The organism is Psychroflexus sp. MES1-P1E, from assembly GCF_002836055.1.
Lineage (GTDB): Bacteria > Bacteroidota > Bacteroidia > Flavobacteriales > Flavobacteriaceae > Psychroflexus.
The window spans coordinates 1-18,289 of the sequence record NZ_PJBS01000148.1; the positions used below are offsets into that span (position 1 = coordinate 1).

The 18,289-nt window shown below is 36.7% G+C and carries 17 protein-coding genes and 1 pseudogene; 1 reads left to right on the forward strand and 17 read right to left on the reverse strand.

The features are described from left to right. Nucleotides 1–2,266: S9 family peptidase (locus tag CXF67_RS04630; protein ID WP_257984597.1), on the forward strand; the 2,266-nt coding region annotated here is incomplete at its 5' end. 331 nt (nucleotides 2,267–2,597) lie between these two features. On the opposite strand, the gene CXF67_RS18100 is transcribed toward CXF67_RS04630, so the two are convergent. The 17 genes and pseudogenes from CXF67_RS18100 to paaD form a co-directional block, all read right to left on the reverse strand. Further along, complete coding sequence (locus CXF67_RS18100; RefSeq protein WP_180957898.1) at nucleotides 2,598–2,771, reverse strand: hypothetical protein; 174 nt, start codon at nucleotides 2,769–2,771, stop codon at nucleotides 2,598–2,600. Between the two features lie 33 nt (nucleotides 2,772–2,804). Beyond that, nucleotides 2,805–3,110: a hypothetical protein gene (locus tag CXF67_RS04640; protein ID WP_219621020.1), complete on the reverse strand. Its 306-nt coding sequence runs from the start codon at nucleotides 3,108–3,110 to the stop codon at nucleotides 2,805–2,807. An 813-nt stretch (nucleotides 3,111–3,923) separates the two neighbouring features. Next, nucleotides 3,924–5,984, reverse strand: a complete 2,061-nt coding sequence (locus tag CXF67_RS04645; protein WP_102087676.1) for an alpha-ketoacid dehydrogenase subunit alpha/beta — start codon at nucleotides 5,982–5,984, stop codon at nucleotides 3,924–3,926. Between the two features lie 87 nt (nucleotides 5,985–6,071). Then, the gene (locus tag CXF67_RS04650; protein WP_102087677.1) at nucleotides 6,072–6,443 is read right to left on the reverse strand and encodes a GxxExxY protein; all 372 of its coding nucleotides are present in this window, start codon (nucleotides 6,441–6,443) and stop codon (nucleotides 6,072–6,074) included. Between the two features lie 85 nt (nucleotides 6,444–6,528). Then, nucleotides 6,529–7,866 (reverse strand): dihydrolipoamide acetyltransferase family protein, encoded by a 1,338-nt coding sequence (locus tag CXF67_RS04655; protein ID WP_102087678.1) that lies wholly within the window; start codon nucleotides 7,864–7,866, stop codon nucleotides 6,529–6,531. A 53-nt stretch (nucleotides 7,867–7,919) separates the two neighbouring features. After that, nucleotides 7,920–8,519, reverse strand: a complete 600-nt coding sequence (locus CXF67_RS04660; RefSeq protein WP_102087679.1) for an acyltransferase — start codon at nucleotides 8,517–8,519, stop codon at nucleotides 7,920–7,922. A 39-nt stretch (nucleotides 8,520–8,558) separates the two neighbouring features. Continuing rightward, nucleotides 8,559–8,888: pseudogene (locus CXF67_RS04665) on the reverse strand (four helix bundle protein); the annotation flags it as partial. A 64-nt stretch (nucleotides 8,889–8,952) separates the two neighbouring features. Beyond that, a complete protein-coding gene (locus CXF67_RS04670; RefSeq protein WP_102087680.1) occupies nucleotides 8,953–9,705 on the reverse strand; it encodes an enoyl-CoA hydratase/isomerase family protein in 753 nt (250 codons plus the stop codon). 116 nt (nucleotides 9,706–9,821) lie between these two features. Next, a complete protein-coding gene (gene paaZ, locus CXF67_RS04675) occupies nucleotides 9,822–12,332 on the reverse strand; it encodes a phenylacetic acid degradation bifunctional protein PaaZ (RefSeq protein ID WP_102087681.1) in 2,511 nt (836 codons plus the stop codon). Between the two features lie 17 nt (nucleotides 12,333–12,349). Then, nucleotides 12,350–12,673, reverse strand: coding sequence for a type II toxin-antitoxin system PemK/MazF family toxin (locus CXF67_RS04680; RefSeq protein ID WP_102087682.1), 324 nt, complete (start codon nucleotides 12,671–12,673; stop codon nucleotides 12,350–12,352). Nucleotides 12,674–12,937: 264 nt separating this feature from the next. Continuing rightward, nucleotides 12,938–14,143, reverse strand: a complete 1,206-nt coding sequence (pcaF, locus tag CXF67_RS04690; protein WP_102087684.1) for a 3-oxoadipyl-CoA thiolase — start codon at nucleotides 14,141–14,143, stop codon at nucleotides 12,938–12,940. Between the two features lie 31 nt (nucleotides 14,144–14,174). Continuing rightward, on the reverse strand, nucleotides 14,175–14,579 hold the full coding sequence (locus CXF67_RS04695; protein WP_102087685.1) for a PaaI family thioesterase: 405 nt from the start codon (nucleotides 14,577–14,579) through the stop codon (nucleotides 14,175–14,177). A gap of 24 nt (nucleotides 14,580–14,603) precedes the next feature. After that, a complete protein-coding gene (locus CXF67_RS04700; protein WP_102087686.1) occupies nucleotides 14,604–15,782 on the reverse strand; it encodes a 3-hydroxyacyl-CoA dehydrogenase NAD-binding domain-containing protein in 1,179 nt (392 codons plus the stop codon). A 68-nt stretch (nucleotides 15,783–15,850) separates the two neighbouring features. Continuing rightward, nucleotides 15,851–16,189 (reverse strand): four helix bundle protein, encoded by a 339-nt coding sequence (locus CXF67_RS04705; RefSeq protein WP_257984598.1) that lies wholly within the window; start codon nucleotides 16,187–16,189, stop codon nucleotides 15,851–15,853. A gap of 169 nt (nucleotides 16,190–16,358) precedes the next feature. Next, on the reverse strand, nucleotides 16,359–16,541 hold the full coding sequence (locus tag CXF67_RS04710; protein ID WP_102087688.1) for a four helix bundle protein: 183 nt from the start codon (nucleotides 16,539–16,541) through the stop codon (nucleotides 16,359–16,361). Between the two features lie 108 nt (nucleotides 16,542–16,649). Then, nucleotides 16,650–17,432, reverse strand: a complete 783-nt coding sequence (locus CXF67_RS04715; protein WP_102087689.1) for an enoyl-CoA hydratase-related protein — start codon at nucleotides 17,430–17,432, stop codon at nucleotides 16,650–16,652. 276 nt (nucleotides 17,433–17,708) lie between these two features. After that, a complete protein-coding gene (gene paaD / locus CXF67_RS04725) occupies nucleotides 17,709–18,206 on the reverse strand; it encodes a 1,2-phenylacetyl-CoA epoxidase subunit PaaD (protein ID WP_102087691.1) in 498 nt (165 codons plus the stop codon). Nucleotides 18,207–18,289 lie beyond the last annotated feature (83 nt).

Below are 18,289 nucleotides of genomic sequence, written 5' to 3' on the forward strand. Positions count from 1 at the left end.
CTTAAACAGAATTTCTCTAGTTATTCTATTATTTTTGTCTTTAACCATGGTCAATGGACAAACAATAAATGGAGACTGGAGCGGTAAGCTCAACGCCATGGGGCAAGAAATTCCTTTGGTTATTCATTTCTCTGGAAATGATGACAACCTCACAGCAACGATGGATAGTCCATCTCAAGGTGCTACAGACTTACCTGTTGAAAAAGTAAGTCTTGAGGGTACACAACTTTCACTTTCATTAATGGGTGGACAAATTGAATACACAGCAGAAGTAAACGGAGATAACATGACAGGGAATTTTAAACAAGGCGGGATGGATATGCCGCTAACGCTTACCAAAGGTGAATTAGAAAAACCTGGTGATACTTCCTTGCCAAGTTCTGAGGAAGAAATGGAAGCTTTGGCCAATAAAGAAACAGGAGATTATAACTATTCTGTGGCTGATTATTTTGCTAAACCAGCATCATCAGAATTTCAACTTTCTCCAGATGGAACGTATTTAAGTTACCGTGAGAAAGATGATAATCTTAAAAACCATGTCTATGTCAAAAACATTAAAACCGGGGATGTTCAGCGTGTTATTACAGAAGCAGAGGAACTAATACGCGGGTATGGCTGGGCAAATGACAATCGTTTAATATATATTATGGATAAAGGTGGTAATGAAGATTACCACCTATTTGCAGTCGATATTGATGGAAATAATCAAAAAGAATTGACTCCTTATGATGGTGTAAAAGTTGAAATTTTAGCATTATTAAAAGAGGATAAAAATCATATGGTGATTTCCATGAATAAAAATAATGCCCAAGTTTTTGATCCTTATAAAATCAATATTACTACCGGCGAATTGGAGCAGTTGTATGAGAATACCGATATAACAAATCCTATAATGGGGTATGAATTTGATAAAGATGGAAATTTACGAGGTTTTGCCCGTCTTAAAGATGGCATAAATTCAGAATTTTATTATGCTGTAGAACCTGGAGATTATAAATTGATGAAAACTACAAAATGGGATGATGCTTTTTCTATCATCAGTTTTGATTATGCTTCAGAAAATGAACATGACGCTTATATGGTCTCTAATCTAAATTCGGATAAAACAGAAATCTATAAATACGATTTAGCTAAAAATGAGGTTGTTGAAAAACTATTCTCTCATAAAAATTATGATGTATCAGGCGCCTCTATATCTAGAAATAGAAATTGGGAGCTCGATTATTTTAGTTATGAAGGTGAAAAAGACGAAATCATTCCTGTTAGTAAATATTACAAAAAACTACATAAAAAGCTAGAAAAGGAATTTCCAGGTTACAATTTTTACTTGTCTGATAGAACCGATGATGAAAGTCACTATTTAATTTATGTCACCAGTGATAAGTTGTATGGTAAGTACTATTCTTACGATGTAACGAAAGATGAAATAAAACTTTTATTTGATTTAATGCCTCAATTGAAGGAGAACGACATGTCGGAAATGCGTCCTATTTCTTTTAAAAGTCGCGATGGAATTCAACTTCACGGTTACATAACTCTACCCAATGAAGTTGTAAAAGGACAAAAGGTGCCAGTTATTGTCAATCCACATGGTGGCCCACAAGGCATTAGAGATTCATGGGGCTTTAATCCAGAGGCGCAATTATTTGCCAGTCGTGGTTATGCCACATTGCATGTTAATTTCAGAATAAGCGGAGGTTATGGTAAGGAGTTTTTACGCAGTGGTTTTAAAGAAATTGGCCGCAAAGCTATGGATGATGTGGAAGACGGATTACAGTACGTTGTAGACAAAGGCTGGGTAGACAAAGATAAAGCGGCAATCTACGGAGGTAGTCATGGGGGTTATGCTGTGTTACGCGGACTTACCAAAACACCAGACTTATATGCTTGTGGTGTAGATTATGTAGGCGTTTCTAATCTGTTTACATTTATGGAAACCATACCTGCTTATTGGGCCCCTTATTTGCCTATTCTAAAAGCAGTATGGTATGATGCAGAAGTTCCAGAAGAAAAAGAAATAATGAACGAAGTATCGCCAGCTTTTCATATAGATAAAATCAAAAAACCCTTATTTGTAGTACAAGGAGCCAACGATCCTCGCGTGAACATTGATGAGAGTGACCAGATTGTAAAAAGCCTTCGGGACAAAGGTGTTGATGTGCCTTATATGGTAAAATATGATGAAGGACACGGTTTTGCAAAAGAAGAAAATCGCATGGATTTATATACCGCTATGATGGGATTTTTTGCTGAACAATTGAAATAATAATAGTTTTTATATACTCAATGTATTTAGATTTGAATAAACCATAAAATTTAAAGCGAGCTTCTTTTTGAGGCTCGCTTTTTAATTTAAATCAATCGCGGGGCTGAGCTTTGTGATGTATAATACCAATTTAAACCTATAATGTCGCAATAAATCGTTTCTTTTTCGCCTGCTTTTTATCAAAAATAATTACCGTAACTAAGGCTATGCTAATTATTTTTAACTTCAATTAGTCAAAAAATAATTCAATTTATTTACACGACATTATAAATTTAATTTGGTATAAATTTAGCATTCAAATGTCGTACAACGTCAGCTTCTTTTTCACTTACTAATCGTCATAAAATAAAATCGTCACCATCGCCATGCTTATATTTTTTATTATTTTAATGTTGCCGTCAGTAGAGGCATCATCATGAATCAGAATCTCAAATTTAAGTGTTGTTTTAAATAATTCAAGTTCTATTTCATACAATTTATAAACGGCCTGAAAAGGAGTTTTCACATTTAGTTCTTTTCCCAAAGAACCATGCCTCCTTTACAAATTATAATAGCACAGTAGCTCCATCATATCTTTGTCCATCTGCTGTTTGTTTTGGCATTTTATTTTTAGGACGGTATTATTTTTTATAGTTACGTTGACTCTTTCAACCATTCCATTCGTTTTTAGTGTTGCTGGTTTTGTAAGTCTATGTTCACTATTGTTTTTCATACATTTCACGTCCATTTTAGAAGGCTTTTTAAAAAGTTTTTTTGAAAAAATGAATCTGTTGGTAAATTCAAGTCCATTAGCAGTTAGGACATGAGTGATAAAGAACGGAAAGAAATCCAAGCATTTGTCCATGAAATCTTTTGCACTCTCAGCCTTTTTATTTTCATAAACCTTATAGAAGATAGTCTTGGTAGCTCTGACTATTATCGCAAATAAAAAATATCAATTTGACCATACAATATGATAATAGATAGTTTCTTTCTCCTTTTTTTAAAAGAAATACTTTGATTAAAGCTACGTTACTTATTTTTTAATTTTAATCAATATCAATCAAAAAATCTGTGCTGAGCTACGTCGTAGTATAATTCAAATTATTTATACGATTTTATAAATTTAATTTGATATGATGTGACTGCCCTTTGGATTTTGGCAAATAGGTCAAAACAGTATGCAGGTAACTTGGTTTTTATGCTTTGAATTTTTTGGCAATACCCTTCTTTTCCTGAGGTATATTATTGATGATTCCCTTCACAAGACAACGGTAGACAGAACTTCTTCAAATTGCCGGATTACTCTCTAACAAAGCTTTCCAAATCTCATCTATAGTATGCTACGTTGAACTTATCAAACTTATAGCAAGAGCTTTTTCCAAAGCGGTTAAAGCATGTTTAATGTTATGAGGGGCACAAGAAACATCTTTGATGAAATCCCTGTTTTACATTTTGAAACGGTTTGTTGGAAAACGTGGAACCTTGACACCAATTCAGAATTTGTAATAAAAAAAATCAAAAGATAGATTTGTTACACAATCATTTTTAAGTGTGGTAAAACAAAAATAATTAACTTTTTTATCTAACCTTTTCGAGGTTTTCTTTGAAGACGTAGCCGAAAAAGAAATCCTCGAAAAGATTGAAATGACATCAATAATTTGGTGAAACTTTACACCTAATACCTTAAAATTTCCTGTATTTTAACTTTCACTTTTTCTGTACTCGGAATCATAGTTTGTTCTAAAGTTGAATTCAGTGGAATAGCAGGCATATTTTCAGACCCAATCGTCATAACAGGTGCATCCAGATACTGAAAACACTGTTCTTGTATTTTACCGCTTAAGGCTCTGGCAAAGGTGTTTTCTGAAGGTTCTTCAGTGACCACCAAACACTTCTTACATTTTTTGACAGACTTCATAATCGCTTCTTCGTCTAAAGGATGCAGTGTTCTTAAATCTACAATTTCAATTTTGTCCTGAAGTCCAAGTTCCTGAGACGCATTCATCGCCCAATGAACTCCCATTCCATAAGTGATGATGCTCATAGTCTCATCATCGTCCTGAGGCCAAATTTCCTGTAACACCCAAGCTTTTCCAAAAGGTAATACGTAATCTTCTGCTGGCTCTATGCTTGTGGCTCCTTTAGTTCCGGGCACCTTACTCCAGTAAAGACCTTTATGCTCAAAAATGACTACAGGGTTTGGATCATGATAAGCCGCTTTCATCAACCCTTTTAGGTCTGCACCATTACTTGGATAAGCAATTTTTAATCCACGGATATTGGTGATCACACTTTCAACGGAAGACGAATGATAAGGTCCTCCACTACCATAAGCACCAATGGGCACACGGAGAATCATAGAAACGGGCCACTTTCCATTAGAAAGATAGCAACTGCGACTCACCTCAGTAAATAATTGGTTTAACCCTGGCCAGATGTAATCTGCAAATTGAACTTCTACAATAGGCTTTAAACCTACCGCAGACATGCCTACTGTAGAGCCGACAATAAAAGCCTCTTGTATGGGAGTGTTGAAGACGCGATGATCTCCAAATTTTTGTGCTAAAGTGGCGGCTTCACGAAAGACTCCTCCTAGCCTACCCCCGACATCTTGTCCATAAAGTAAGCATTCTGGATGTTGGTTCATAAGCTCCTTAATAGCAAACAAAGCACAATCTACCATAACCACTTTTTCTCCACCTTCTGGAGAGCGATTCCCCTTTTCCTCTGTAATGGGTGTCGGTGCAAAATCATGAGTAAATAAATCCTCTGGCTTAGGATCTTCTGCTAGCAGAGCCTCTTGATAGTCTTTAGCGACTACAGCTTTAGCTGCTTTTTCAATAGCGTCCAGCTCACCTTCAGTAAACCCATTTTCTAAGAGTTGTTTTTTAAGTTTTGGATATGGATCCCTCATTTTAGATTCTTCCAGATCATCTCTGTAAAATTCCATTCTCACTCCCGAGGTATGGTGATTAAGTAAGGGGCATTTAGCGTGAACTAGAAAAGGTCTTCGCTCTTTCCTTACAGTGCTGAGTACTTTTTCAAATTCTGTATAGGACTCTATAAAGTCAGTGCCATCAATACTAATAGCTTCGAGTCCATGAAATCCTTTAGCATATTCGAAAGCATCTTGAGCTCTTGTCTCTTCAGCGTTCGCTGAAATATCCCAACCATTATCTTGTACTAAATAAATGATAGGCAGCTGCTTAAGAGCAGCCATTTGAAAAGCCTCTGCTATTTCGCCTTCCGTGACCGAGGCATCTCCCAAAGAACAGACAACCACAGGAGATTCTGAATTTTGAATATCAAACTTAGAGTCTTTGTGTTCTTTATACCAAAAACCCATAGCAGCACCAGTCGCGGGGATCGCTTGCATCCCTGTTGCAGAACTTTGATGTGGAATTTTAGGCTTATCCGCATCGTTTAAACTAGGATGAGAATAATAAGTCCGTCCTGCTGAAAAGGGATCGTCTTTTTTCGCTAAAAGTTGCAACATCAAATCTTTAGGCTGCATGCCAATGGCCAATAAAATAGAATCGTCGCGATAGTATGGATATATATAATCTTGAGGCTGCAATTGCATACCTACCGCAGTTTGAATCACTTCATGACCACGAGAAGTCGCATGTACATATTTGGAAACCACTTTAAAGTTCTCTTCGTATAATTCTGTCAAGGCTTTCGCGGTGACTAAATTGGTGAAGGCTTTTTTGAATATATCTCTATTTAATTTCATGCTTTATATTTTTCTAGTGATAATTTTTTGATGGTTACATAAAGAATTTTCTTTCACGCAAAGTTCGCAAAGAGCGCGAAGTTTTATTCACAAATCATTTACTATTCGGTGAATACCATTTTTAAGTAACTTTGTATTGAAGTTAATTAATAAGCCAAGTTTTTTATCTGAAAGTTTTAAATAGGTTAATAACTGAGCAAAATGAACTGGAGCTAAATTCTCAATAGATTTAATTTCTAAAATCAATTTATCTTCGACAACTAAATCTAGTCTATATCCAACATCCATTTTTATCTCCTTATAAATAAAAGGCATTGGAACCTGTTGTGTAACATTAAGACCAGCACCTTCTAAATCATATTTTAATGCACATTCATAAGTGGACTCTAATAATCCTGATCCAAGATTTTTATGCAAGGCCATTCCAATTGCTTTATAGGAAAGTTCGTTTTCTGTCATTTTTAATTAACTTTTATAAACTCATCCTTATCTTTTCTTGGCGAACTTTGCGTAAAATAGTATTCGAAAGCATTTTGCAAAATTCTTAATTAATAGTAAGCATCTCTTCTTTTTCAAGATAATCTGCAATTCGTCTTAAGAAGCTACCAGCTAAAAATCCGTCTACTATTCTATGATCAAACGATAAGGACAGATACATCATCTGCCTGATTTCAATTTTATCACCATCCTCATACTCCATCACTTCAGCTCTCTTTTTGATAATACCTATCGCTAAAATCGCTGCTTCAGGCTGATTGATAATCGGAGTTCCCATCAAGCTTCCAAAGGTCCCTACATTAGAAATTGTGAACGTACTGCCTTTGGTTTCTTCACTGGTCAACTTATTATCTCTTGCTTTCCTAGCGAGTGCATTCACATTTTTCGCCAAGGCTTCTAAATCTTTTTGATCTGAATGTCTTACTACCGGTACTATTAGATTACCACTTGGTAAAGCCGTAGCCATCCCGATATGAATATCCTCTTTCACTATGATGTTTTTACCATCTAGTGAAGAGTTAATCATGGGAAAGTCCTGAATAGCTTTAGTCACAGCCTGAATAAATAACGGCGTAAAGGTTAATTTTTCACCTGTTTTCTCTTGGAATTCTTTTTTATTGGCATTCCTCCAGTTAACCAAATTAGTCATATCTGCTTCCACATAAGCAGTAACATGAGGAGAAGTATGCTTTGAATAGACCATATGGTCTGCAATCATTTGACGCATGCGACCCATCTCCACGAGCTTACCTTTTCCTTTATCAAATTTTAAGTCAGGAACTTGAAATCCAGAGGACTTTTCGACTTGGTTTTGAGCGAATTGAGCCGGACGGCCATCTTCGATATATTTAAAAATATCAGACTTCTGAAGTCGATCTTTCTTCCCTGATGCTGGAATACGGGCTAACTCCTCATAGCTGATATGATGCTCTTTTGCAATTTTTTCAACCAAAGGAGAATAAAAATGATGACCTCTTGAACTGGGCATCCAAGGTTGATTTTCAGTAAGAGATGGATTTTTAGACGTTTTTAAAGCAGGCTTTGGTAGTGAAGGTTTGGTTGGCTCTTTAGCGGTAGGGGTCTCTTGATTTTCAGTTTTTACTTCAGAAGAATTCCCCCGTGTTTCTGAAATGCTGGTTTCTTCTAAAATGGCGATCACCTCACCAATTTTGACGATATCATTAGCTCCATATTTGGTTTCAATTAGAGTTCCAGAAAATGGAGCTGGAACTTCATTATCCACTTTATCTGTCCCCACTTCTACTAAAATATCACCGTCTTGAAAGCTTTCCCCTTCACTTACTATCCAATTTAGAATTGTCCCTTCAGTAATGCTTTCTCCCATTTTAGGAAGTTTGAATTCTGTTTTTACTTTGCTACTCATAATCTTTTTTGTGTAGAATTGAACCTTACTGATTCAAGATCTATTAGTTCATGTTACTCTTTCTTCCGAAATTCCTCAAGCGTGTTGTAGAAATTCTCTTGTTTTGGACGGTGTTTGGGAATCTCTCTAAGGGGTTCCACTTCTTCTAAACTTTCATGACAGTCTGCAGGCAAACGTTGATATAATCTGGTTCCAGCAGTTTTCCATGCGATCATATCTTCTGAGACTTCTTTTATGATTTTTGCAGGATTTCCAACCAACAAACTGCGTTTAGGAATCTTGGATTCTGCTTTTACAAATGCCAAAGCTCCGACAATGCACTCCTCACCAATTTCAGAATCGTCCATAATCACAGCATTCATACCTATCATACAGTTTTCTCCTAAATTTGCGCCATGGATGATTGCACCATGACCTACATGTGCTCCTTTTTTTAGGGTAATGCATTTACCTGGGAACATGTGAACCGTACAATTCTCCTGCACATTAACTCCATCCTCTAGAATTATCTCACCCCAATCACCACGAATAGCAGCTCCTGGACCAATATAACAGTCTTTTCCTATAATTACATTACCAGTGACTGCAGCCTGTGGATGAACGAAACTCGATTCGTGAACAATAGGGGTGTGATTTTTAAATTTGTAGATCATGTATAATTAGTTCATTAGAGGTGAGTCACTGTAGATTTATTATTTAGTTCTAAGATACTTTAGTAAAGCTGAAATCATTTTAGATATTTCAGTAATTTTTTCCCTATTTTCTTCATCAACCTCTAAGCTTATATAATTTCGAAGTCTTGCTTTAGTTGAAGCTGCAACACATTCATGATCGCTATTCCAAGCTATTTTTAAGTATTTTCCAAAATTAGCATCAGAATTGGCCGGGCCTTCAGCAATATTCAAGGCTATAAAATCTGCTGCTCTGATAAATTGAGATGCTAATTTATATGGTTCATGACTTGGAAAATTTTCTATCTGATGATTTACTTGCTCACCAAAATCAATAGCTTTTTGATCAACTTTTAAATCTTCAAACTAAAAATGATAATTGCTTTTCATATTACTCACCTCTCATAACTCCTCTCTATTTAAACCTCTTCAATTTCTCCTTCGTAAACGAACTCAATACTAGCTTACCGCTTATTTTCGCACGTTCCAGAAGAAGTTCATCCCAATCTTCAGTCCCTCGCCAAAACATTTGCTTCATATGTTTTACCGCCTCTGGATTATATTCACACACGTTTTTAGCAAACTCTTCAACGGCGAGATCCAACTCTTCAGTAGTATCAAAAACCTTTGCAAATAATCCTTTTTGATTTGCCCATTCTGCTGAATAAAAAGAATTGGCATCGATAGCTATTTGTGACATTCCACTTACACCAAGTTTGCGTTCTACTGCAGGTCCAACGACAAAAGGTCCAATGCCTAAATTTAATTCACTGAGTTTAATTGCCGAATGTTGCGTAGCCATGCAGTAGTCCATAGCAGAAGCTAATCCAACCCCACCACCAACAGTTTTACCTTGCACGCGACCAATAATAAATTTCGGACACTTTCGCATCGCATTGATCACATTGGCAAATCCACTAAAAAAAGTTTCACCTGTCACTTCATCATTGATGGAAATTAGCTCTTTAAAGCTTGCTCCAGCACAGAAAGTACGATCACCCCCAGATTTTAAAATGAGTACTAAAACCTCATCGTCTTTACCTGCGTCTGTGATGGTACTTGCCAATTTGGCCAAAATATCACTAGGCAAGGAATTGTGAGCTGGATGAAAAAATTCAATAGTTGCAATTTTATCCTTAATATCTTTTTTTACGTATGGTTTAGTCATATTTTTTTTTATTTCTCAATCGTTTTCGAATGCTTTCTAAAACTAATTATTATTGGTCTAATATACAATCTGATTCACATTTAACCACGTCATTAAAGGTCGCTAAATCTGTTTTTTTATATCAACCCAAATTGCTGAAAATGATGATTAAAGTGTTTGCGGTTTAATAGTTTCCAATCAAAACTAGTAAGTTCACCAAAGACTGGGTTTTTGGTAATCGCCTTGGGATGCTCTCTAAAGAATACCACAAAATTATCATAAGCCTCTAGCAGAGACATTTTAGCTTCAGATAAACCCTCATACTTTAAAAGTTCCAACTCATCTTTCTTCATCAAGGGCATTTTATAGCCTTTAGGCATTTTTTCGTAATTGTATAAGGTTTCTTGAACTTGTTCAATATGTTCTTCTGGAGTGTTAATTTCAAAATTAGAAATTTCACCTGTAGCGATTCGCAAACTCATTTCGAGATGTTCTACCATATGCTGTGGCCTCATCAGTCCCCATTGAGCAGTTGCCGATTCATCTAACTCGCTCAACTTTTCTTGAATAAAAGATCGATCTACTTCATGAAAAGTGGTTTGTTTTTTCTGTACCATAGTCAAGATCGTAGCAATAGCTACCAACTTATCCTCTTCCTCCACAGCCTCTGTGTCGAAGACTTCCACGTACCATTTTACAATACCGCTAGGTAGTTCTTTTCCTTTTTGATCGCGGTCCACCTTTTCTTTACAGGTTAAGCGCACATGAATAGTATCATTATGATATAAGGGGCGTAGAAATCGGATTTCCTCTAAGCCGTAATTGGCTGCTACAGGTCCTTTGTTAGGATATACAAACAAACCAGCCGCAGCAGAAATAATAAGATAACCATGAGCAGTCCGCTGCTCAAAAATGCTCCCTTCCAAAGAGGTAATATCTGTATGTGCATAGAAGTGGTCCCAAGTGAGGTTTCCAAAATTAATAATGTCGGTATCCGTCAAAGTACGGTTATGAGTCTTGAGGGACATTCCAGGTTGGATATCCTCCCAATGGTAAGCAAAAGGATGCTTTTCAGCATCTTTATAGTCGGCTTTGGGTTGATAAATTCCTGTGATTTCGGATAATGTTGTTGGACTTCCTTGGATAGCACAACGCTGCATAAAATGCTTAATACCACGCTTCCCCCCCATTTCTTCACCACCGCCAGCCCTACCTGGGCCACCGTGAACTAGATTTGGTAATGGTGCACCGTGACCTGTACTTTGCTTAGCAGATTCTCTATTGATCGACAGTATTCTACCATGATGAGAAGCTGCTTGAATGGTGTAGTCCCTTGCTATAATATCACTATTGGTAAAAATAGAACTAACCAATGAGCCCTTTCCTTTTTTAGATAATTTTATAGCATCCTCCAAGGTTTTATATGGCATGAGTGTGCTTACAGGACCAAAAGCTTCTGTAATATGGGCAGCTTCGTTTTCAAAAGGATGATTTTCTCTTAATAAAATAGGTTTCATGAAAGCTCCTTTTGCATAATCAGCTCCAATGGTTTTAGCTTTATCAAAATCACCATAAACGAGTTCAGCTGTTTTTGAGAGTTCTAAAATTGACTTTTTAACGGCCTCCACTTGGTTCTTATCAATTAAACTGCCCATGCGAACTTCTTTGAGTCGAGGGTCGCCTAACGTAACTTTATCCAAGGCTTTACCTAAAGCAATTTGCACATCTTCCATGAGGTGTTCTGGAACTAGAATACGTCGTATCGCGGTACACTTCTGACCACATTTTACGGTCATTTCATTTCGAACTTCACGAATAAACAAGTCAAATTCTGGTGTCCCAGGCACAGCATCTTCGCCTAAAACGGAAGCGTTCAAAGAGTCGGCTTCCATCGTAAAAGGCACAGATTCTTCTAAAAGTCTAGGATGATTTTTAAGTAACCGACCCGTTTTGGCCGAGCCTGTAAAGGTGACAATATCTTGAGATTCTGTAGAGTCCAAAATATTCTTTGCCGTTCCACTGATAAGCTGTAAACCGCCTTCTGGCAAAATTCCAGAGGCAATAATTTCTTTGACGACAGCTTCAGTTAAATAAGCCGACTGGGGTGCTGGAAGGACTACTGCAGGAACGCCGGCCATCCAATTGACCGCACATTTCTCCAACATACCCCAGACTGGGAAATTAAAGGCATTGATATGAATAGCAACTCCTTCCTTAGGTACTAAGATATGATGGGCCATAAAGCGACCACCGTGTGAGAGATCAATAGGATCCCCTTCCACATCAAAAGGTTGATTTGGAAACAGTTTACGCAGAGAAGCATTAGCAAAAAGATTACCAAAACCCCCATCGATATCGAACCAAGAATCCATTTTGGTAGCTCCTGTTCTATAGCTTAAGTCATAAAATGCTCTTTTCTTTTTTTGAAGATGAAATGCTAATGCCTTCAGCATATTCCCGCGTTCCTGAAAGGTCATCTTTCTTAAAGTATCTCCTTTTTCTCTTCCATAGGCGAGGACTTCAGGAACATCGAAACCATCCACATTGATGTTTGTAAAATGTTCTCCAGTTATGGAATCAAAAATAGGCTTACCTTCTCCTTTACCTTGTTTCCATTGACCTTGAATATAACTTTGTGTGGTTTGCATAGTTTATTTTAAAGCGTTTAAAACTGATATTTGATGATTTTGTTGAGACTTTCAATAATTTTAGACAATTTATCACTATTAAAAGTACCTAGTTTATTTTTAAACCATTCTTTTGAAATAGAGTGGATATGAACCGTCATTGCTTCAGACTTCTTAGATAATCCATTGATTTTATTTGGCGAAACAACTAGGTTGCCACGATAATTTTTCAATTTTGAGGTTAAAGGACAACTGATCACTGTTTTCAAATTTCCTGAAATAATCACAGATGGTCTTCTGTTGCTTTGTTCACTTCCTGTTATCGTATCGAGATAAACCTCACATATTTCACCTTGTCTCATTCTCCTTTTAATTCATTAAGCTGTCAGTCCTTCTTCAACCATAACTAGCTATCCATATCTATAGCCATTCTTTTACAAAATTTTAGGTAAACAGCTCTGTCCAATTGTTCTAAGTAAATTTCTAATACCATTTCAATACTCATATTTTTCAGCATCTTATAGTCCTTCGATGCTATAAGTTGCTCCTGAAGTAATTTATCAGGTAATGACGATGTGAATGTGCTTATAAAAATAGTTTTATAGTTAATATTATAAAACAAAAACTTAGCTCACATTTTCAATTACTGCAGCGTAACCTTGTCCTACTCCAACACACATGGTCACTAGGGCATATTTTTTTTTAGTTAGTTTTAATTCTAAAGCTGCTGAATAGGCTAATCGGGCTCCGGTTACCCCAAGAGGGTGACCAATGGCAATTGCTCCTCCATTAGGATTGATTCTAGCATCATCATCTTTTAAGCCCCAAGCTCTTATACAAGCTAGAGATTGCGCAGCAAAAGCTTCATTTAACTCAATAATGTCCATGTCTTCCATTTTTAGACCAGCTTTAGCTAAGGCTTTGTTAGAAGCTTCCACAGGTCCAATACCCATGATTCTTGGTTCAACACCAACGACGGCAGAACTCAGAATTTTAGCCATAGGTTGAAGACCGTATTTTTTTACAGCGTTTTCTGAAGCTATAACTGTAGCTGCTGCTCCATCATTAAGGCCGGAAGAATTACCTGCCGTTACACTTCCACCTTTGCGGAATGCCGGTCCTAACTTACCCAAGATCTCCAATTGGGTTTGAGGCTTTATAAATTCATCTTTATCAAATAAGATCGGATCTTTTTTCCGTTGTGGGATTTCTACGCCAATAATTTCTTTAGACAGTCTGCCATTTTCTTGAGCTTTTGTGGCCTTCATTTGAGAGCGATGTGCAAAAATATCTTGGTCCTCTCGTGAAATTTTATAAATGTCCACAAGATTTTCTGCGGTAACGCCCATTCCATCTGTTCCATAAGACTCTTCCATTTTTGGATTGATAAATCTCCATCCAAAGCTTGTGTCATACATTTTAGCATCATTTCCATAAGCCGAAGAGGGTTTTGCTATGGCATAGGGTCCTCGAGTCATATGCTCAACACCACCCGCTATAAAGAGGTCACCATCTCCTGCCTTTATTGCTCTATTTGCATGTATAATAGCAGAAAGTCCACTACTACACAATCGGTTGACGGTTTCACCTGGAACGGTAAAAGGTAAACCAGCTAACAGCGAACACATGCGAGCTACATTCCGATTGTCTTCCCCAGCTTGATTAGCACATCCTAAAATCACATCATCATAAGCTTCTTTGGGAATATTAGGATTCCGCTTTACTACTTCTTTAATAACTAGAGCTCCTAAATCGTCTACCCTTATTGGAGACAGGGCTCCCTTATAATTTCCTATTGGAGTTCTTATGCCATCTATAATGTACGCGTCCATATTTTATTATTAAAAATCAATCATTAATGTTTTACTCCCATTCTTTAGAAGTTCTGTAAACGACTCCCTTAAATAAGGCTACTATTTGTTCTCCTTTTTTTAGTTCAACGATGTGAAATCCTAGCTTGTTTTTGGTCACTTCAACTATGGATTCTGCTGTGATGTAATCATTTTCATGCAAGGCTTCTATATGGTTAATCGAGGTTTCTATAGAGACCGCATAGTTTCCGTGGGTATTCGCTGCAAAACCGAAGGCTGTATCTGCCAAGGCATAGCTGATCCCACCATGGGCTTTTTGCATAGAATTCAGCATTTCCCTTCTTATTTTTAAACCTACCTTACATTTTCCTAGGCTAATTTCCAAAATTTCAACGCCTAGCCAAGAACTAAAGGCATCTTGGGAAAGCATTTTTTCAGGTATAGTAGTTGGTTTCATAAGTTGATTGGTATGTTTAAATTCCTAGATCTCAAACACTTTATTTTCTTTATTTAATTGACGAAGCAACGGGCTACATCTGTAGCGATCTTCTCTATACGTATCATACAGAAAATCCATCTGTTCTACGCACCAATCGATTCCTTTTTCATTGGCCCAGCTCAGTAAGCCTTTCGGATAATTAACACCCTTGGTCATCGCCAAGTCAATGTCTTTAGCCGTGGCAATATTTAAAGATAAGGCATCAGCAGCTTCATTAATAAGCATAACAAGAATTCTATTAAATATTTTTTTACCATTAGCTTTATCCTTTACAGGGGCCATCTTCTCAGTATTTTCTGAGTAGTTATAAAATCCCTTTCCAGATTTCCTACCTAAATATCCTGCTTCAGCATATCGTTTTTGTGTTAAAGATGGCTTGTAACGCGGATCATAATAAAAGGCTGTAAAAACTGTTTCTGTTACAGTGTAGTTCACATCATTACCAATAAAATCCATCAGTTGAAAAGGTCCCATCCTAAATCCTCCAAGCTCTTTCATGGCCCAGTCTATAGTTGCAAAACCGGCTTCCCCTTCTGGTAGTCCTGCAAAACCTTCTTCATAGATCCGCAGCGCTTCTCCATAAAAAGGCCTAGCCACTCGATTCACAATAAATCCAGGAGTGTCTTTTGCTTTAACCGCTATTTTCTTCCAACTCTCGATAATAGAAAACACGTCTTCAAATACCTTACTCGAGGTTTGCACAGCTGGCACCACTTCTACCAAGGGCATTAATGGAGCAGGATTAAAAAAGTGAATCCCAATGCATCGTTCTGGTTTTTGTAAGGCAGAAGCTATAGACGCTATGGAAAGCGAGGAGGTGTTACTGGCTATTATCGCTTCGTCGGATTGATAACTCTCCAGTTCTTTAAAGACCTTTTGCTTGATGTCTAAATTCTCGACGATCGCTTCGATGGTTAAATCGGCATCCGATAAATCTTTTAGGCTTTCCACATAAGTGATGTTGGACTGTATCCTCGTTTTTTCTGTGTCATCTATACGTCCTTTTTCAATCAAACGATTGAGTATTTTCTCTAGAGACTGCTTCGCCTTTTCTAAAGCTTCCTTTTTTGTGTCGTAAATTTTTACTCGACACTCAGCTGTTGCAGCGACTTGAGCAATACCACTTCCCATGGTTCCGCTTCCTATAATAGCTATGTTCATGATTGTTTTAAATTTTTCATTTCAAAAATGACATTTCAAATTTTAAGACAGATACTTACTTTTGGAGTCTATATCTTTTTATTATTTTGTTTAGAAGTTGCTATACTTTTTGAGAATATTTTCACCAACTCAATAGCTTCTTCTATTAAATATTCAGTTGCCTTATTATCTTCATAAAAATCTGATTTACTTTGGATAATTAGATTGGTTTTTGATTCTCTTAATTCCTTTAAACATATTTGCATTTTATTAATGTAGTCTCTATATGAAGATGCCCCAATTGACTCTGAATAATTTAATGCAGAACTTGTTGACGAGCGTATCAATTGTCCACTCATGTGTTCTGCAGCAAAGGATTTAACAACTGTCTTTGTTAATTTAATACAACCAACAGCAAAATCAATCAATCTATTTCTAATTCAGCGGAAGTCATAGCTACATATAATTATATATTTTAAAAAAGATAAATTTGGAATTTGAAATAAAAAATATCAAATCTGAAATTTTCAGCATTCGTTAATCGTTATTTTGTATTCAGTATTCTTTATTCTCCGTTAAACATTCAATATTCGTTATTCAATATTTTCTATATGAAAATGCCCCAATTGACTCTGAATAATTTAATGCAAAACTTGTTGACGAACGTATCAATTGTCTACTCATGTGTTCTGAAGCAAAGGATTTAACAACTGTCTTTGTTAATTTAATACAACCAGCAGCAAAATCAATCGATCTATTTTCTAATTCAGCGGAAGTCATAGCTACATATAATTATATTTTTTTAAAGATAAATTTGGAATTTGAAATAAAAAATATCAAATCTGAAATTTTCAGCATTCCGTATTCGTTATTCATTATTCTGCATTCTTACTTCCCTTTAAATTCAGGCTTGCGCTTCTCCATAAAGGCGGCAACTCCCTCTTCATAATCTTCTGTAGATGCAGCTGCGATTTGATACTCCGATTCTAATGCTAATTGTTCTTCTAAGGAGTTATTGAAAGATTTGTTAAGTGCTTTTTTGGTGTATGCCAAGGCTTTTGTAGGCATCTTTGATACCTTTTTAGCTAAGCTCTCCACTTCCTCATGAAAGGTTTCTATAGAAAAATATTTATAAATCATCCCCATACGCTCAGCTTCCACAGCGTCTACTTTATCTCCAAGCATTGCAAGAGCAGAGGCCCTTTGGAACCCGATTAATCGAGGGAGGAAAAATGTACCTGCTGAATCTGGGATTAAACCAATTTTAGAAAAAGCTTGTATAAAGCTTGCTTCTTCCGAGGCTACTACAATATCGCAGGCTAAAGCAATATTAGCTCCTGCACCAGCAGCGACTCCGTTAACAGCAGCGATCACTGGCTTTTCTACATTTCTGATTCTGGTGATAATCGGGTTGTAATGGTCATCCAAGATCTTTTTAAACCCAGGATTTTGCTCGGGGTCTGTGATTTCTTGTAAATCTTGACCGGCACAAAAAGCTTTGCCTTCTCCAGTAAGCACTATAGCTCTAACCTCATCATTCTTGATGCAATCGTCTAAAGTATTTTGCAAGTTAAAAGCCATTTCTCTGTTGAAGCTATTGTATTTCTTAGGCCTATTGAACTTAATATAGGCGACTTGATCTTGTATATTTAGTAAAATACTAGAATCCATTATTTTAGAATTTTTATGAATTTATAGATCGAAAAGTTACGAAATTGAGACGTAACTAATTTGAATTTTGCAACTGAGCTTTAGAAATAGAAAACTGAAGGTCACTTAAAAAATTGTAGTTAAATAACTTTGTAAAAAGCCGTTTGAGATAAGCCTCGGTTAGGGATTGAGGCCTTTGTTGGAGCTCTTCTCGTTTTTTTTGATGAGAAAGCGACGGGCGAAAGCGCGACCCCTCCCCATAGCGATAGCGATGAAAGGGGAAACCGCCAAATTCTTTTAAGTTAGACATTTGAAATAATCGAAAGTCTCTTCGCAATCCTCACATTTAAACATGGCCTTGCAAGCCGTAGAACCAAATTGACTCACCAGTCTTGTATTCTTAGACTCACACTGTGGACAAGAAATGACCCGTTTATTTCCTAACAAAGCCTCCTTATCCGAAGTGGCGTCCATTGGAGGGGCTATTCCATAATCTCTTAGAGCTTGCTTTCCTTCATCGGTCATCCAATCGGTAGTCCAAGCCGGAGATAAAATGAGTTTAACTTTCGGAATGTAACCGTGTTTCTTGAGTTCTGTTTTGATATCGTCTCCTATCACATCCATAGCAGGACAACCACTGTAGGTTGGAGTAATTTCCACAAAAACATCTTTCCCCTTCAAATATGCGGACCTCACCACACCTAAGTCGATAATGGAAAGCACGGGAATTTCCGGATCCGGAACTGACTTGAGGATCGAAAGGAGTTCTGCTTCTATGTATACATCTTCAGTCAAAAGCTATAGTGAATTTAGAAGTTTATAAATAAAATTGCTGGATTAATACTTTAAATTTTAAGTATCCTACTTAATTTAAGACC

Excerpts from the sequence above, each read along its gene's own strand:
- pcaF (WP_102087684.1), bottom strand. The coding sequence starts at position 14,143 with ATGGACGCGTACATTATAGATGGCATAAGAACTCCAATAGGAAATTAT.
- CXF67_RS04680 (WP_102087682.1), bottom strand. The coding sequence starts at position 12,673 with ATGAGACAAGGTGAAATATGTGAGGTTTATCTCGATACGATAACAGGA.
- CXF67_RS04700 (WP_102087686.1), bottom strand. The coding sequence starts at position 15,782 with ATGAACATAGCTATTATAGGAAGCGGAACCATGGGAAGTGGTATTGCT.
- CXF67_RS04710 (WP_102087688.1), bottom strand. The coding sequence starts at position 16,541 with ATGACTTCCGCTGAATTAGAAAATAGATCGATTGATTTTGCTGCTGGT.
- CXF67_RS04695 (WP_102087685.1), bottom strand. The coding sequence starts at position 14,579 with ATGAAACCAACTACTATACCTGAAAAAATGCTTTCCCAAGATGCCTTT.
- CXF67_RS04715 (WP_102087689.1), bottom strand. The coding sequence starts at position 17,432 with ATGGATTCTAGTATTTTACTAAATATACAAGATCAAGTCGCCTATATT.
- CXF67_RS04640 (WP_219621020.1), bottom strand. The coding sequence starts at position 3,110 with ATGGACAAATGCTTGGATTTCTTTCCGTTCTTTATCACTCATGTCCTA.
- paaZ (WP_102087681.1), bottom strand. The coding sequence starts at position 12,332 with ATGCAAACCACACAAAGTTATATTCAAGGTCAATGGAAACAAGGTAAA.
- CXF67_RS04670 (WP_102087680.1), bottom strand. The coding sequence starts at position 9,705 with ATGACTAAACCATACGTAAAAAAAGATATTAAGGATAAAATTGCAACT.
- CXF67_RS04655 (WP_102087678.1), bottom strand. The coding sequence starts at position 7,866 with ATGAGTAGCAAAGTAAAAACAGAATTCAAACTTCCTAAAATGGGAGAA.
- CXF67_RS04645 (WP_102087676.1), bottom strand. The coding sequence starts at position 5,984 with ATGAAATTAAATAGAGATATATTCAAAAAAGCCTTCACCAATTTAGTC.
- CXF67_RS04660 (WP_102087679.1), bottom strand. The coding sequence starts at position 8,519 with ATGATCTACAAATTTAAAAATCACACCCCTATTGTTCACGAATCGAGT.
- CXF67_RS04650 (WP_102087677.1), bottom strand. The coding sequence starts at position 6,443 with ATGACAGAAAACGAACTTTCCTATAAAGCAATTGGAATGGCCTTGCAT.